Origin of the sequence: Ruegeria meonggei, from assembly GCF_042768335.1 — a bacterium.
Taxonomy (GTDB): Bacteria; Pseudomonadota; Alphaproteobacteria; order Rhodobacterales; family Rhodobacteraceae; genus Ruegeria; species Ruegeria meonggei.
In genome coordinates, this window is sequence record NZ_JAXHBT010000001.1 from 624,759 (window position 1) to 639,762 (window position 15,004).

Sequence of the window (15,004 nt, forward strand, 5' to 3'; positions counted from 1 at the left end):
TCGGGCTGGCGATGCAGCCCCGAGCCACGGTATAATGTCGAGACATACATGCTCAGGCTTGCACGGCAGCGTCAAGAGGACATCCCATTCTTGGTGCTGCAGCAAGGGAATACCGCGAAAGACGGCGTGCGAGCGATCGAAGCAGGGCTTAGACGAGAGGCAAAAGTGATGGGCGGATTTCTTGGTGGAATGATCGTGGGGGCGGTCGTTGTGGTCGCGGTGGGAATTGTGCTGTCCTTGAGCGCGCCATTGACCAACACGCCAGAGGTTGCGGTTTCAGCTCCTGAACCTGTGCCGCTTGAGGTGCCGGAAGTGGCCAATGACGCCAAAGATATCGGCAAGGACGCCGATCTGGTCGAACTGGCGCCGCGGGCTCCGGATCCTTCAGATGAAAAGACGGATACGCTGGCTGAACTCGCGGACGTCGAAATCAAGGCAGATGCGCAGCCGGAAATCAACGAGGCTTTAGCGCAGGTTGATACCCCGGACGTTGCCAGTGAGACTCAGGTGACTGTGTCGACAGAAGCCCCTGTCGCGCCGCAGCCCCCGGCGCTGTTGCAGGGCGAAACGAACGCAGAATCCTTGCCAGAGGTCGCCTTGAACGTGCCCCAGCCCGCCGAGGTAGAGCTCGAGCCAGTGGAGGCGGACCCGACTGCCGAAGTTGCAGAACCTCAGCCCGCGCCCGAGGCGGACCCTACCGACGTGACGGTGGCCGAAGAAAACCCCTTTGAAGACAGCCCGATTGCGGTTGAAGGTGACGAAGATACGGCTCCGCGCAACCTACCCGGTATTGCGGCAGTGCCACAGATCGGGGGCGAAGCAGAGCCCGCCGAAAACCAGACCGTTGGCCAGCGAGTCGTGCCACTGACTGAGCGGGACGACGCTCTGGTCATTGGCGCTGCCGTAGTGCCCGGCAAACCGATCGAAGCCTTCGCGGCCAAGTTTGAGAACCCCGAGGCCAAGCCGCTAATGTCGATTATTCTGATCGACGACGAAGGCGCATTTGGTGCCGAAGCGCTGCAGGATTTCCCGTACCCGCTGAGCTTTGCGGTCAGCCCGTCTGATCCCGCAGCCTCGGAAAAGATGGCCCGGCACCGGGACGCGGGGTTTGAGGTTCTGGCCCTGGCCGATCTGCCCGAAGCCGCCAGCGCGCAGGATGCCGAGGTGTCACTGGCCGTTTGGTTGGAGACCCTGCCAGAAACCGTTGGTATCCTCGAAGGCGTGGATTCGGGAATTCAGGGCAACCGCAAGCTGGCCGATCAGGTCGCCGCAATTGCCGGGGGAACCGGTCGTGGGTTGATCACGCAAGATAACGGCTTGAACACGACGCAAAAATTGGCGGCGCGCAACGGCGTTCCTTCCAGTGTTATCTTCCGCGATATCGACGGCGCCCGTCAGGATCCCAAGATTATGCGGCGGTTTTTGGATCAGGCGGCGTTCCGCGCCGGTCAGGAAGGCACTGTCGTCATGTTGGGACGGTTGCGCCCCGATACGATCTCGGCGCTGCTGTTGTGGGGGCTTGAGGATCGCGGCGGCCGCGTGGCCATGGCGCCGATATCGGCCGTCATGATGCAAGAGGTTCAGTAAAATCTAAACAACGAATATGGCTGCCCCGCTGTAGGCAGCTCCCCACTAGCTGTTCCCAGAGCCCGCGAAACGCGCCGCATCTGCTGCGGCCCGCCGGATAGCGTTCGATTTATGCACGGTTTCCATGTATTCGGCTTCGGGGTTGCTGTCGTAGACAACGCCGCCGCCTGCCTGAATATAGAGCTTGTGATCTTTCACAATGGCAGTGCGCAGGGCGATACACATATCCATGTCCCCGCCTGCGCTGAAATAACCGACACCACCGCCATAGACGCCGCGCTTTTCCGGCTCCAGCTCGTCGATAATTTCCATCGCACGGACCTTGGGCGCACCCGAGACGGTGCCCGCAGGCATTCCGGCAAAGAACGCATCCAGCGCGTCCTTGTCTTCGGCCAATTCGCCGACCACGTTGGACACGATATGCATCACGTGGCTGTAGCGTTCGATGATGAACTCTTCGGTCGGGCGCACAGTGCCGATCTTGGCGACACGCCCGGTGTCGTTGCGGCCCAGATCCAACAGCATCAGATGTTCGGCCAGTTCTTTTTGGTCGGCCAGCAGATCGACTTCGTTGGCCTTGTCCTCTTCGGGTGTTGCTCCACGCGGGCGGGTGCCGGCGATGGGTCGGATCGTGACTTCGTTGCCAAAGACGCGCACCAGAATCTCGGGGCTGGCGCCAACCACCTGAAAGCCGCCGAAATTGAAATAGAACATGAACGGCGATGGGTTGGTGCGCCGCAGTGACCGATAGAGTGCGAAGGGTGGCAGCGGGAAGTCGTGTGTCCAGCGCTGTGCCGGGACCACCTGAAAGATATCGCCCGCGCGGATATAATCTTTGGCTTTTTCAACCGCTTCCATATAGCCGGATTTGGTAAAGTTCGACACCGGAGGCGCAACCTCGGAGGCGTCACCCAAATCGCGGGTTTCAGCGGGCATGGCGCGTTCCAGATCGCGGACCGCGTCCATCACACGTTCGGCAGCCTGCGCATAGGCGGCCTTGGCGGATTGGCCATCACTGACCCAAGCGGGGGAAACGACCGTCACCTCTCCTTTCACGCCATCCAGAACCGCGATGACCGAAGGCCGCAGCATGATCGCATCCGGCAGGCCCAGAGGGTCGGGGTTCACGTCGGGCAAGTATTCCACCAGCCGCACCATGTCATAGCCCAAATAGCCAAAAAGACCCGCCGCCGCCTGTGGCAGATCGCCGGGCAGTTCAATCCGGCTTTCGGCCAGCAGTGCCCGCAGATTAACCATTGGGTTGCCGTCCTGCGCCGAGAACGCTTCGGGGTCGAACCGGGCTGAGCGATTCAACTCGGACACTTCACCCCGGCAGCGCCAAATCAGGTCCGGCTTCATTCCGATGATGGAATAACGCCCCCGGACTTCGCCGCCGGTGACTGATTCCAGCATGAATGCGTCTTTTTGCGCGCCCGTCAGCTTGAGCATTAGCGACACCGGCGTGTCCAGATCTGCGGCAAGTCGGGTATAGACAACCTGGTTTTCGCCCGCTTCATACGCGCGAGCGAAACTGTCAAAATCGGGGGTCAGGGCCATTTCAGCTCTCGTTCAATAGCTCGACTGCACAGCGTTCAGAGCCCGCTGATCAATCTCGGGGCGGGCGCGGGTCTGGGCGTCTCGCACATAGACGTCAAAGATGTTCTGCGCCAGTGCCTGATTCAACTGTACCTCAAGCGCTGCCTGGGCCTGACGCAACTCATCAGTCTCGGCTGGGGGCAGTTCTTCGTCCATTCGGACAACAAAGGCCGAGCCAACGCCGGGAATGACGCGCAAATCGCCGGGTTCCATTTCGAACACCTGAGCCATGAAATTCGCAGGCACGTCATCCAGAAACGCCGTGCGGGTCAGCGCGTTTTCAACTCGGAAGGGCAGTCCTGTTGCGCTGAAGTCTCCATCTGTCTTCAATTGCTCCAGCGTGGTGCTGGCCTGTTTTTCCAGCGCGGTGTTGGTTTCAGCCAGCGTCCAGGCCGCAGCAACACGATCACGCGCGGTGTCCAAAGGTTCGGGGCGACGCGGCAGCACCTCATTCAGGCGCAGGGCAAAGATCGAGCCGTCTTCAAGGAAGGCCACTTCGGGGAAATCCCCTTCGTTTACAGCTTGGGCCGCGGTGCGGAAGCCGTCATAAGCCGCTACGCCGTCTTGGCTTTGGCGGGACCAGTCGATCTGGCCAAGCTCCATATCGGTTTCGCCAACCAGTTCCTCCAGCGTGGCACCGCCAGCAAGCAGGTCGTTGATATCTTCGGCCTGCGCTTCGATCTGGCGGCGAGCGCGAACAGCGGCAAGCTCTTCGCGCAGGGCAGGGGCTGCATCTTCAAACGTGGTGTTGCTTTCAGCCAGCGAGCCATTGATGCGGAACAGGGCAGGCCCAAAGGTCGAAGGCAACGGCCCAACCACAGCGTCCAGATCGGCGTCAAAGACAGCATCGGCCGCCTCGCCCAAATCTTCGCGTGTCACATCGCCCAAGTCGATATCCCGCAATTCCAGCTCGCGATCTCGCACCAGCTGTTCAAAGGTCGTACCGCCAACTTCAAGCTGCGCCATTGCGCTTTTCGCTTCTTCCTCGTTTGGGTAGGTCAGGCGTTCAACCAGACGACGCTCGGGCTGTTGGAACTCAGCCGCACGCTGGTCGTACAGGCTGCGCACGGCTTCTTCGTCAACCTCAACACTGTCCAGCAGCATCTCGGGTGACAGGATCGCATAGGTCAACTGTTTGGTGCGGGGCAGAGTGAACCGGTCAGAGTTGTCGTCGTAATAGGTTTGAATCTGCTCCTCCGTCGGTGCAGGTACCGGGGCGGGCAGGGCGTCAGGGGACAACGTGGCCACGGTAAAGCTGCGCCGCGCGCCTACGTAATCCGTCAGAACATGAACCAGAGTATCAGGCATCTCGACCCCGCTGACCACGGCGTTTTGCACGATGGTCCGGGACGATTCCTTACGCAGATCCGATTCGAACTGAGAATCCGTCATCCCGATCTGTTCCAGCTGAAATTGATAGGCCTCACGGTCGAAAGTGCCGTTTACACCCAGAAACGCCGGGATGGCGACGATTTCGCGTTGCAGGTTTTCGTCACCGATCGAAATGCCCAGCTCTCCGACCTCATTGTCCAGCGCGGCCAGAGCAGTCAGGCGCGACAAGGCCAACTGGTCCAGTCCAAACTCATGCGCCTGCGACATTTGCAGCGGCTGACCTGTCTGGCTTTCGACCGCCCGGATTTCACGCTGCAGTTCACGAACATAGGCGTCGATCGAGATCGTTTCATTCCCGACATGCGCAACCGTGCGGACGGTGCCGGACAAGCTGGTGGCGCCGAACCCGGCAAGGCCGAGCATCAATAGGCCCATGAGAATCCAGACAAAGGTCTTTGATAGCTTTTTCATGCCTGCGGCCATGGTGCCCTCTTGATTTTATGGCAGGTGACTGCCCTGTCGGTTGCGGCCCTGAATACGATGCACACAGCCGGGGGGCAAGCTTAGAAGGGTAGCGCCTGCAAGCGATCGAACAATTGCCCGATACCTGCACGGTCAAGGTTGGCAAATGCGACCCGAACCTGACGTTTGCCAGCCGGATCATCCGCCGGCATGAACATGGTTCCGGGCAGCAGCAGAACACCGGCCTCGGGCACCATTCGGCGGGCCAGCTGATCCGAAGGGATATCGAACGGGTGTTCGAGATAAGCGAAATAAGCACCCAACCCCAACAACCGCCAGCCCTTGTCCGTCAGGCGCGGCAATTGCTCGGAAATTGCGGCGCGGCGGTCCAGGATTTCATCGCGTTCCCCTGACACCCATTGCGACAGGTTTTGCATTCCCCAAAGGGCCGCGAACTGTCCGATCTGACCCGGGCAGATCGCCACTGTGTCCAGGAACTTTTCGACCTCGGACAAGAATGCAGCGCTGGTCGCAATGGCGCCAACCCGGTGGCCGGTCAACCGGTAGGACTTTGAGAAGGAATAGAGGTGGATCAGCGTATCTTCCCAGCCGGGTTGGCTGAACAGATCATGCGGCGGGCCGCTACGGCTGTCGAAATCGCGATAGGTCTCATCAACCAACAAGCGAAGGCCGGTTTCACGGGCCAGCTCATAAAAGGCGCGCACCAGGTCTGCGGGGTACTCGACACCGCCCGGATTATTCGGGGTGACCAGGGAAATGGCGCGGGTTTTGTCGGTGATTAGCGCCTGGGCCGCTTCGGGATCGGGCAACAGATCATCACCGGTTTTCAGGTCAACAGCGTGAACGCCCGCCATATCCAGCCACATTTTATGGTTGAAGTACCACGGCGTCGGCAGGATGACCTCGTCCCCTTGGTCGGTGATCGCAGAAATCGCCGCAGCAAAAGCCTGATTGCAACCCGAAGTGATTGCAACATTTTCCGGTGCAAGGATCGCGTCGTAGTGCTGCCCGATCTGTTCTGCCAGCTCTGCCCGCAGGTTGGGATTGCCCAGAACCGGCCCATAAAGATGCGCTGCATCTTCGGTCACAGCAAACTCTGCAATGGCTTTCCGTAAGGCCAGTGGGGGCGGATCAACCGGCGCAGCCTGGCTGACATTGATCAAAGGCCGGTCGGTTGGAAAAACCACACCCTCCAACCAGCGCCGCGCCTCCATCACCGGAGGGGCGAAGGTGGCGGCAGTGCGTGTTTGGCTCATGCGTGATCTCTGATTTGAGGTAAAGGCGCGTCAGTCCGTGCCGCGATAGGGTTCGACGTATTGCAGAGCCATGTCCCACGGGAAGAAAATCCACGTGTCTTGACTGACCTCTGTGATGAAAGTGTTGACCATCGGGCGGCCTTTTGGTTTCGCATAGACCGTCGCGAAATGTGCTTTGGGATACATCGCACGCACCAGTTCCAGCGTTTTGCCGCTGTCTACCAGATCGTCGATGATCAGAATGCCCGTGCCATCGCCCATCAGATCCGCATCGGGAGCTTTTAGAACTTCGGCTTCGCCTTGATCCTGATGGTGGTAGGACCGGACGCTGATCGTGTCGACGGTGCGAATATCCAACTCGCGGCTGACGATCATTGCCGGGGCCATACCACCGCGTGTGATGGCAACAACCCCACGCCAAGCGCCGTCCTCCGGGCCCTGACCGTCAAGCCGCCAGGCCAGAGCGCGGGAATCACGGTGGATCTGATCCCAGCTGATGTGAAAGCCTTTTTCATGGGGCAGGCGGTCTTTGGCGCTCATTGATTAACCCTTTTCAACGTCTGGTGCGTCGACGGCTTTCATGCCGACGATGTGATACCCCGAATCGACGTGCAGGTTCTCACCCGTGACGCCGCTGCTGAGGTCGGACAGAAGATAAAGCGCTGACTTGCCCACTTCATCAATGGTCACGTTGCGGCGCAGGGGCGAGTTATACTCGTTCCACTTCATGATATAGCGGAAATCGCCGATGCCGCTGGCGGCCAGCGTCTTGATCGGACCCGCCGAGATCGAGTTCACGCGGATGCCATCCTTGCCCAGATCCTCGGCCAGATATTTGACCGATGCCTCAAGCGCCGCCTTTGCAACACCCATGACATTGTAATGCGGCATGACCTGTTCGGCACCGTAATAGGTCAGGGTGACAGCACTGCCGCCTTCCGACATCATCTTCTCGGCGCGCTGCATGACGGCCGTGAAGGAATAGACCGACACATCCATGGTCAGTTTGAAATTGGCACGGCTGGTGTCAACATAGCGTCCGCGCAATTCGTTCTTGTCGGAAAAGCCAATGGCGTGAACGACAAAATCCAGCGTGCCCCATTTTTCTTCCAGCGATGTGAACAGTGCGTCTACTGACGCCTCGTCGCTGACATCGCAGGGCAGGACAATCTCACTGCCCAATTGGGCGGCTAGGGGATCAACCCGTTTCTTCAGCGCATCGCCCTGATAAGAAAAGGCAAGTTCGGCCCCGGCCTCGGACAAGGCGCGGGCGATTCCCCATGCGATTGATTTGTCATTGGCCAGTCCCATGATGAGGCCGCGTTTGCCGGCCATCAACTGATTTGACATGTTTGGTTCTCCGCCTGTCTTCGCATAACGTTGCGTTGGTTTATGCCATTGGATGCGCTGCATCAAGGCCGCGCGGTCTTGCCCGTAGCGGGTTCTCGCCTTAGGGTGGTTAACAAAAGTTTCCAGGGGATGGAAATGAGCGAGCGTGACGGCATTTTCGCCGGCACCGATCCGTTCGTGATTGCGGGGCGGTGGCTGGACGAGGCCAGGGAAAGTGAATCGAATGATCCGAACGCGATCGCATTGGCGACCGTAGACGTGGACGGTATGCCAAACGCCCGAATGGTCCTGTTGAAAGAGATCGAAGGCGGAGCTTTCGTATTCTATACAAACTATGAAAGTGCCAAGGCTGGCGAACTTGATGCAGCTGGAAAAGCGGCATTTGTCATGCATTGGAAATCATTGCGGCGACAAATCCGTGTTCGTGGTATAATCACCCGGGAAAATGGGCCGCAGGCTGATGAATATTATGCGTCCCGTTCGCTGAAAAGCCGCCTTGGGGCTTGGGCGTCAAAGCAATCCCAGCCCCTCAGCAGTCGGTCCGCATTGATGGCCGAGGTTGCGAAAGTGACGGCGAAACTGGGGCCGAATCCACCGCGCCCTCCGTTTTGGGGAGGGTACAGGTTAGAGCCCACCGAAATCGAGTTTTGGGCCGATGGGGCATTCAGGCTTCATGACAGGTTCAGATGGCGGCGGGATCAGGCGGGGTCTGAGTGGCAAGTGCAAAGGCTGAATCCATGACTCTCACGTATCGTGAAATGCAAAACGAAGAAAACAAAGGCTTTTTTCAGCTTGAATTTGCGAGCCATTCCCATACACATCGGGGCGTTAACGAATTGGTAAATTTCGTGATGGGAACACCGTGCCAGAAGATCTGAACAACATGTACCGCGTCCATGGACACGTAAAATGGTTCGACCCTGCCAAAGGGTACGGGTTCGTTGTGTCTGACGAAGGCGGCCCAGATATTCTGTTGCATGTGAACGTGTTGCGCAATTTTGGCCAAAGCTCAGTGGCGGATGGTGCCGGCATCGAGATCATGACCCATCGCACGGACCGAGGTGTTCAGGCAGTCGAGGTTATCAGTGTAGATCCGCCCGCACGAGCCGACGCAATGATGCTGGCGGATTTTGCAGAGCTCGACCCGGTTGTGATCGCTGCGGCCCCGCTGGAAGCAGCGCGCGTTAAGTGGTTCGACAAGGGCAAAGGCTTTGGCTTTGCAAATGTTTTTGGCCGTGGAGAAGACGTGTTCTTGCACATCGAGGTTCTGCGTCGCTCCGGCCTTGCAGACCTGCAACCCGGTGAGGCGCTTGCGATGCGCGTGATCGACGGCAAACGCGGGCGCATGGCAGCTCAGGTCATGGCCTGGGAAGCCGCTTTGGACGACTGATTCCTCATGATCCGACTCATTACAGGTCTTGTTTTTGCAACGATGCTGTGGACCGGACACGTTCAGGCGGCGTGCCAGTTAGATCGCGTCGGGCTTCGCAACGAAAAAACGCAGGTAATCTTCGATATCGAACTGGCCGTGGCACCGCAGGATCGGGCGCGTGGTCTGATGTTCCGAGAATCGCTGCCGAAGCGCGCAGGCATGCTGTTCATCTTTGATCCACCGCAGCCGGTGGTGTTCTGGATGAAGAATACCCTGATTCCCCTGGACATCATTTTTGTGGACAGGACGGGCACGGTGACCAGCATCCATGAAAACGCGATTCCCAGTGACCTGACCCCGATTGAAGGCGGCGATTCGGTTTATGCAGTGCTGGAAATCAATGCCGGACTCGCTGCTCGCTATCTGATCACCCCTGGAACGCAGATGCGGCACGAAGTTTTTTCACAAGGTCCCGCAATTTGGCCCTGTTAGGGCTTTTCAAATCAGAACAGCCCCGTTAGGAAGGCGCACGGTTCGGGGCGTGGCGCAGTCTGGTAGCGCACCTGTTTTGGGTACAGGGGGTCGTAGGTTCGAATCCTGCCGCCCCGACCACTTTTTCTCCTCACGTAGGTGATCCACCCATATCTCGGTAAAGCGCGCTCAGCGCCTTATCGAGTGTTTTACTCTCGACCGGAACCCGGATCGCCGGGCCGGATCGCTGAGGGACATTGAAGAACAACTCGGCGTCTACTCGGTAACCTGATCTGGTCTTTGTCGACGTCAGCCTCATGACACTTTCGGGCAGGTCCTGCGGATAGCCATCATAAGTCAGAATCAGAAACGCGGTGGCGTTAGGCGGCAACAACTCTGAACATTCGAAAACCCGATTCCCGGTCTTCTCAAAGCGTTCCGCAGGGCCGTTACAATCCGTCTCAAACGTTTCGAACAGGCGTTTGGGGTAGGTTTCGAACTGGGCACTGCGCGACGGAGGGGGCATATCTTGTGGTGTGCAGGCCACGATAAGGGCCAATACGGGAAGCAAGCGAAACGCATACATTATTCCTGGTACCCTTTATCTATGGCGCCGCACCCGCTGGCCTAATTTGGTCGCCCGATGGATGCCGCGTCGATTCTTATTCAGCCTAGCCATCTTAAAGCAGGATTACCAAATTCCGATAACTATGCCGACAAACACAGTTAATCGTTCTCGTGCTTTTTGGAACCAGTTGCAGGGCGCAGTGGATGAACCTGTGGAGGAATCGGAACCTAACGTCAGCAGGTTCATGATCACGTCTCGGTCAATACAAAAGATTCCAAAAATGACTGAAAAAGGCCGTTGACGTCATATGGTTGAATACGCCAAGTTGTATAGGCCGAAAGAAATGCCACAAAATCTGGTAGCCAAACCAGAATAGGGCATAGGGCGAGGGTCGGAAAGCACATCATTTACCGTGCAGCCGTTTGGGCGGTTTTGCGCTGTTAATCGCAGCGCCCGGTCTTTTACGCCCAATTTTTCTGGCACGGCTGCGGGGACACTAACGCGACCTCAATGCCATCGGACAAGTTGATTGAATCTAGGGCGGCGGACATGAAGATTGACAGGAATTTTACCAAACCGGGACAGGATGCATACGCAGATCTGGACTTTGTGACGGCCACGTCCGAGATCCGGAACCCGGACGGCACCATTGTTTTCCGTCTCGATGATATCGAAATTCCTGCCCGTTGGAGCCAGGTCGCAAGCGACGTCATTGCGCAAAAGTATTTCCGCAAGGCAGGCGTCCCGACCAAGCTGAAGAAAGTCAAAGAAAAAGACGTCCCTGAGTTTCTGTGGCGCTCTGTCCCTGCGGAAGGTGCCGAGTTTAATGGCGAAACCTCGGCCAAGCAGGTGTTTGACCGTTTGGCCGGTGCTTGGGCCTATTGGGGATGGAAGGGCGGCTATTTCTCGACCGAAGAAGACGCGCGAGCCTATTTCGACGAGATGCGCTATATGCTGGCGACCCAGCGCGCCGCGCCGAACAGCCCGCAATGGTTCAATACCGGTTTGCACTGGGCTTATGGTATCGATGGCCCGGCACAGGGGCACCACTATGTCGACTATAAGACCGGCAAGCTGACCAAATCCAAATCTGCTTATGAGCATCCGCAGCCGCATGCATGTTTCATCCAGTCCGTCGACGATGATCTAGTGAACGAGGGCGGTATCATGGACCTGTGGGTGCGCGAGGCGCGCCTGTTTAAATACGGCTCGGGTACCGGGACCAACTTTAGCCACCTGCGTGCAGAGGGTGAGTCACTGTCAGGTGGCGGCAAGTCTTCGGGGCTTATGGGTTTTCTCAAGATCGGCGACCGCGCCGCTGGCGCGATCAAATCAGGCGGGACAACCCGTCGAGCAGCAAAGATGGTAATCGTCGATGCAGATCACCCCGATATCGAAAAGTTCATCGAATGGAAGGTGATCGAAGAGCAGAAGGTGGCCTCGATCGTTGCCGGATCGAAGATGCACGAAAAGATGCTGAACGGTATTTTCGAGGCCATCCGCACATGGGACGGTGCGCAGGATGATGCGTATGACCCCAAGAAGAACGACGCCCTTAAAATCGCCGTTCGCGAAGCGAAAAAGGTTGCAATCCCCGAGACGTACATCAAGCGCGTGTTGGACTATGCGCGGCAGGGTCACGACAGCATCGAATTTCCGACATACGATACAGACTGGGATTCTGAAGCATATAGCTCGGTCTCGGGCCAGAATTCTAACAACTCGATCAGGGTGACCAATACGTTCCTGACGGCGGTGAAGAAAGACGCCGATTGGGAGTTGATCAACCGCACCAATGGCAAGGTCGCCAAGACCGTCAAGGCGCGCGATCTGTGGGAAAAGGTTGGCCACGCGGCCTGGGCCTGTGCCGATCCGGGTATCCAGTTCCACGACACTGTCAACGAATGGCACACATGCCCCAAAGACGGTGAGATTCGCGGATCGAACCCGTGCTCGGAATACATGTTCCTGGATGACACAGCCTGTAACCTGGCGTCGATGAACCTGCTGACCTTTCTCAAGGACGGCGAGTTTCAGGCCGCCGACTATATGCACGCCTCGCGCCTGTGGACCCTGACACTGGAAATCTCGGTGACTATGGCGCAGTTCCCGTCCAAGGAAATCGCGCAACTATCCTATGATTTCCGCACCTTGGGTCTGGGGTACGCCAATATCGGCGGTCTGCTGATGAACATGGGGCACAGCTACGACTCGGACGAAGGTCGGGCCATCTGTGGCGCGTTGACTGCGATCATGACCGGTGTTGCTTATGCGACCTCAGCCGAGATCGCAGGTGAGCTGGGTCCGTTCAAAGGGTATGAGCGCAACGCTGACCACATGCTGCGGGTCATCCGCAACCACCGCCGTGCATCGCAGGGTGTAACCGATGGTTATGAGAAGCTGGCCGTCAAACCGGTACCTTTGGATCATGGCAACTGCCCGGATAAGCGCCTGATCGACCTGGCCATGTCGGCTTGGGGCGAGGCGCTGAGCCTGGGCGAAAAGAACGGATACCGCAACGCACAGGCCACGGTGATTGCGCCCACTGGCACCATCGGGCTGGTGATGGATTGTGACACGACCGGGATCGAGCCTGATTTTGCGCTGGTCAAATTCAAGAAGCTGGCCGGTGGCGGGTACTTCAAGATCATCAACCGCTCGGTGCCTTCGGCGCTGGAAAAGCAGGGCTATTCCTCGGCCCAGATCGAAGAAATCGTGTCTTATGCCGTCGGTCACGGCAGCATCGGCAACGCACCGGGGATTAACCACACTTCACTGACCGGTCACGGGTTTGGCCCGAACGAGCTGGCCAAAGTGGACGCCGCACTGGAAAGCGCATTCGACATTCGGTTCGTGTTCAACCAGTGGACGCTGGGAGAAGACTTCTGCACCGGCGTCCTGGGCATCCCGGCGACCAAGCTGAATGACCCGACCTTCGATCTTCTGCGTCACCTAGGCTTTACCAAAGCGGATATCGACGCGGCCAACGACCATGTCTGCGGGACAATGACGCTGGAAGGCGCGCCGCATCTGAAGGAAGAGCATTATTCGATCTTCGACTGCGCCAACCCGTGCGGCAAGAAAGGCAAGCGTTTCCTGGGTGTTGACAGCCACATCACCATGATGGCAGCAGCCCAGAGCTTTATTTCGGGCGCGATCAGCAAAACGATCAACATGCCGAATGATGCCACCATCGAAGATTGCCAGAAAGCCTATGAACTAAGCTGGTCGCTTGGTGTGAAGGCCAACGCGCTCTATCGTGACGGCTCGAAATTGTCGCAGCCTCTGGCCGCGGCTCTGGTCGAGGATGATGATGAGGCGGCAGAGGTACTGGAAAGCGGATCGCCACAGGAAAAGGCTGTAGTGCTGGCCGAGAAGGTCATCGAAAAGGTTGTGGTCAAGGAAATCATCCGCAGCCACCGCGAAAAGCTGCCGCATCGCCGCAAAGGTTATACCCAAAAAGCCATCGTGGGTGGTCACAAGGTGTATCTGCGGACGGGTGAATTCGAAGACGGCCAGCTGGGCGAGATCTTCATCGACATGCACAAGGAAGGCGCTGGCTTCAGGGCGATGATGAACAACTTTGCCATCGCCGTGTCGGTTGGCCTGCAATATGGCGTGCCGCTCGAGGAATTCGTGGACGCGTTTACCTTCACCAAGTTCGAACCAGCCGGGATGGTGCAGGGCAACAACTCGATCAAGAACGCGACCTCGATCCTGGACTATATCTTCCGGGAACTGGCCGTTTCTTATCTGGATCGTACCGATCTGGCCCATGTGAAACCCGAAGGCGCAAGCTTTGACGACTTGGGTCGCGGAGAAGAAGAGGGCGTATCGAACCTGTCTGAAATCAGCGACAGCGCGGCGTCCAAGTCACTGGAAGTGCTGAAACAAATCAGCTCAACCGGGTATCTGCGCAAGCGTCTACCTCAGGATCTGGCGGTTTTCAACGGCGGACAGGTTGAGGTCAGTGGCATGTCGGAAGCTGCACCGCAATTCGAAGCGCCAGTGACGGAAACCGCCGTGGCAACCGGCATGGATGCACGGACCAAGGCCAAGATGCAGGGGTACGAGGGTGATCCTTGCGGCGAATGTGGAAACTACACGCTGGTGCGCAACGGCACCTGCATGAAATGCAACACTTGCGGTTCGACCAGCGGGTGTAGCTAAGCCAAACGCCCCGCCAGGCGGGGTGTAGGGGCCGGGATTATCCCCTCGGATATCTGGTCCCGACGAACACGGATCAAGGCGCTGAGACTTACCATCAATGCCATGGTCCACTCGGTCGACATGCCCGTGTCGACCGGGAACAGGGTGGGGCGGAATATTTGCTCTTTCCCACTCTTTCACGGAACGGGTGCGCTCGTTCCATGCGACGTCCAGGCCGCAGGCAAACAAAACACCGGGCGGTCAACGAATGGAGCCTGGATGGCGAAACTGACAGGGGGCCTCGGCCCCCTTTCTTTTTGCCCGCCCTTTGTAGCTATTTAGGCAACGCCTTGCCGGATTGCTCTTATCCCGTCGGGCAAGAACCGCCGAACGCGGATGGGGGAATTTTGCCCAGCGGCCAACCGCAGACGCGACTCTGTCAAACACGCGGAGATTGGCGCGAAAACTTCGGGTTCTCGCAATGCGGGTGACACCGGCGGTGTTGCGGTGTTTTTGGTGCCTGTCCGGACAGGAAATACACAAACTTAATCAGGAGGCATCACAATGAAACCGAAGACTCTGGCCACACTCTCTGTACTTGCTTTTGGACTGCCAGCGCTGGCCGTTGCGCAATCGTCGGCTGACACCAACGGAGACGGGGTTCTGACAATCGAGGAAGTGCAGGCTGTTGTTCCCGAAGTTGACGCAGACGGATTTTCGCTGATGGACGCCAACGGCGATGGCGCGTTGGATGAAGCAGAGATTGCTGTCGCGCAGGAAGCAGGTTTGCTGCCGTCCACCAACGGTTAACTTCCCTTGAATCAGGAAATCGGCCAGAGC

12 protein-coding genes and 1 tRNA gene are annotated in these 15,004 nt (G+C 58.0%); 7 read left to right on the top strand and 6 right to left on the bottom strand.

The genetic code is table 11. The annotated features are described in order from the left end of the window. Nucleotides 1–48 precede the first annotated feature (48 nt). A complete protein-coding gene (locus SJY13_RS03130) occupies nt 49–1,587 on the top strand; it encodes a divergent polysaccharide deacetylase family protein (protein ID WP_377187579.1) in 1,539 nt (512 codons plus the stop codon). 45 nt (nt 1,588–1,632) lie between these two features. Here the strand turns inward: SJY13_RS03130 and trpE are convergent, their stop codons facing one another. The 5 genes from trpE to fabI all read right to left on the bottom strand — a co-directional run bounded on the left by trpE (nt 1,633) and on the right by fabI (nt 7,604). Further along, complete coding sequence (gene trpE / locus SJY13_RS03135; RefSeq protein ID WP_377187582.1) at nt 1,633–3,144, bottom strand: anthranilate synthase component I; 1,512 nt, start codon at nt 3,142–3,144, stop codon at nt 1,633–1,635. 12 nt (nt 3,145–3,156) lie between these two features. Beyond that, nucleotides 3,157–4,998, bottom strand: coding sequence for a peptidyl-prolyl cis-trans isomerase (locus SJY13_RS03140; RefSeq protein WP_377187585.1), 1,842 nt, complete (start codon nt 4,996–4,998; stop codon nt 3,157–3,159). An 80-nt stretch (nt 4,999–5,078) separates the two neighbouring features. After that, nucleotides 5,079–6,254, bottom strand: coding sequence for an aminotransferase (locus SJY13_RS03145; RefSeq protein WP_377187588.1), 1,176 nt, complete (start codon nt 6,252–6,254; stop codon nt 5,079–5,081). A gap of 30 nt (nt 6,255–6,284) precedes the next feature. Next, nucleotides 6,285–6,794, bottom strand: coding sequence for a xanthine phosphoribosyltransferase (gene gpt, locus SJY13_RS03150; protein ID WP_085820648.1), 510 nt, complete (start codon nt 6,792–6,794; stop codon nt 6,285–6,287). A 3-nt stretch (nt 6,795–6,797) separates the two neighbouring features. Then, a complete protein-coding gene (fabI, locus tag SJY13_RS03155) occupies nt 6,798–7,604 on the bottom strand; it encodes an enoyl-ACP reductase FabI (protein WP_085820647.1) in 807 nt (268 codons plus the stop codon). A 135-nt stretch (nt 7,605–7,739) separates the two neighbouring features. Here fabI and pdxH point away from each other — a divergent pair, with 135 nt between their 5' ends. From pdxH to SJY13_RS03175, 4 genes are all read left to right on the top strand, one after another. Continuing rightward, nucleotides 7,740–8,345 (top strand): pyridoxamine 5'-phosphate oxidase, encoded by a 606-nt coding sequence (gene pdxH, locus SJY13_RS03160; protein WP_377187592.1) that lies wholly within the window; start codon nt 7,740–7,742, stop codon nt 8,343–8,345. Nucleotides 8,346–8,466: 121 nt separating this feature from the next. After that, nucleotides 8,467–8,994, top strand: a complete 528-nt coding sequence (locus SJY13_RS03165) for a cold-shock protein (RefSeq protein WP_085820646.1) — start codon at nt 8,467–8,469, stop codon at nt 8,992–8,994. A gap of 42 nt (nt 8,995–9,036) precedes the next feature. Then, nucleotides 9,037–9,468 carry a DUF192 domain-containing protein gene (locus SJY13_RS03170; protein ID WP_377187595.1) on the top strand — a complete coding sequence of 144 codons (432 nt, stop codon included), beginning with the start codon at nt 9,037–9,039 and terminating at the stop codon, nt 9,466–9,468. A gap of 43 nt (nt 9,469–9,511) precedes the next feature. Then, a tRNA-Pro gene (locus tag SJY13_RS03175) sits at nt 9,512–9,588 on the top strand. A gap of 10 nt (nt 9,589–9,598) precedes the next feature. Here the strand turns inward: SJY13_RS03175 and SJY13_RS03180 are convergent. Then, the gene (locus SJY13_RS03180) at nt 9,599–10,033 is read right to left on the bottom strand and encodes a hypothetical protein (protein WP_377187598.1); all 435 of its coding nucleotides are present in this window, start codon (nt 10,031–10,033) and stop codon (nt 9,599–9,601) included. A 531-nt stretch (nt 10,034–10,564) separates the two neighbouring features. Here SJY13_RS03180 and SJY13_RS03185 point away from each other — a divergent pair. After that, a complete protein-coding gene (locus SJY13_RS03185) occupies nt 10,565–14,185 on the top strand; it encodes a vitamin B12-dependent ribonucleotide reductase (RefSeq protein ID WP_377187601.1) in 3,621 nt (1,206 codons plus the stop codon). A 543-nt stretch (nt 14,186–14,728) separates the two neighbouring features. Further along, nucleotides 14,729–14,974 (top strand): EF-hand domain-containing protein, encoded by a 246-nt coding sequence (locus SJY13_RS03190; protein WP_085820642.1) that lies wholly within the window; start codon nt 14,729–14,731, stop codon nt 14,972–14,974. The last annotated feature ends 30 nt before the right edge of the window (nt 14,975–15,004 follow it).

Bases quoted from the DNA above. Each gene is read 5' to 3' on its own strand.
- SJY13_RS03130 (WP_377187579.1), top strand. From the start codon at position 49: ATGCTCAGGCTTGCACGGCAGCGTCAAGAGGACATCCCATTCTTGGTG.
- trpE (WP_377187582.1), bottom strand. From the start codon at position 3,144: ATGGCCCTGACCCCCGATTTTGACAGTTTCGCTCGCGCGTATGAAGCG.
- SJY13_RS03140 (WP_377187585.1), bottom strand. From the start codon at position 4,998: ATGGCCGCAGGCATGAAAAAGCTATCAAAGACCTTTGTCTGGATTCTC.
- SJY13_RS03145 (WP_377187588.1), bottom strand. From the start codon at position 6,254: ATGAGCCAAACACGCACTGCCGCCACCTTCGCCCCTCCGGTGATGGAG.
- gpt (WP_085820648.1), bottom strand. From the start codon at position 6,794: ATGAGCGCCAAAGACCGCCTGCCCCATGAAAAAGGCTTTCACATCAGC.
- fabI (WP_085820647.1), bottom strand. From the start codon at position 7,604: ATGTCAAATCAGTTGATGGCCGGCAAACGCGGCCTCATCATGGGACTG.
- pdxH (WP_377187592.1), top strand. From the start codon at position 7,740: ATGAGCGAGCGTGACGGCATTTTCGCCGGCACCGATCCGTTCGTGATT.
- SJY13_RS03170 (WP_377187595.1), top strand. From the start codon at position 9,037: ATGCTGTGGACCGGACACGTTCAGGCGGCGTGCCAGTTAGATCGCGTC.
- SJY13_RS03180 (WP_377187598.1), bottom strand. From the start codon at position 10,033: ATGTATGCGTTTCGCTTGCTTCCCGTATTGGCCCTTATCGTGGCCTGC.
- SJY13_RS03185 (WP_377187601.1), top strand. From the start codon at position 10,565: ATGAAGATTGACAGGAATTTTACCAAACCGGGACAGGATGCATACGCA.
- SJY13_RS03190 (WP_085820642.1), top strand. From the start codon at position 14,729: ATGAAACCGAAGACTCTGGCCACACTCTCTGTACTTGCTTTTGGACTG.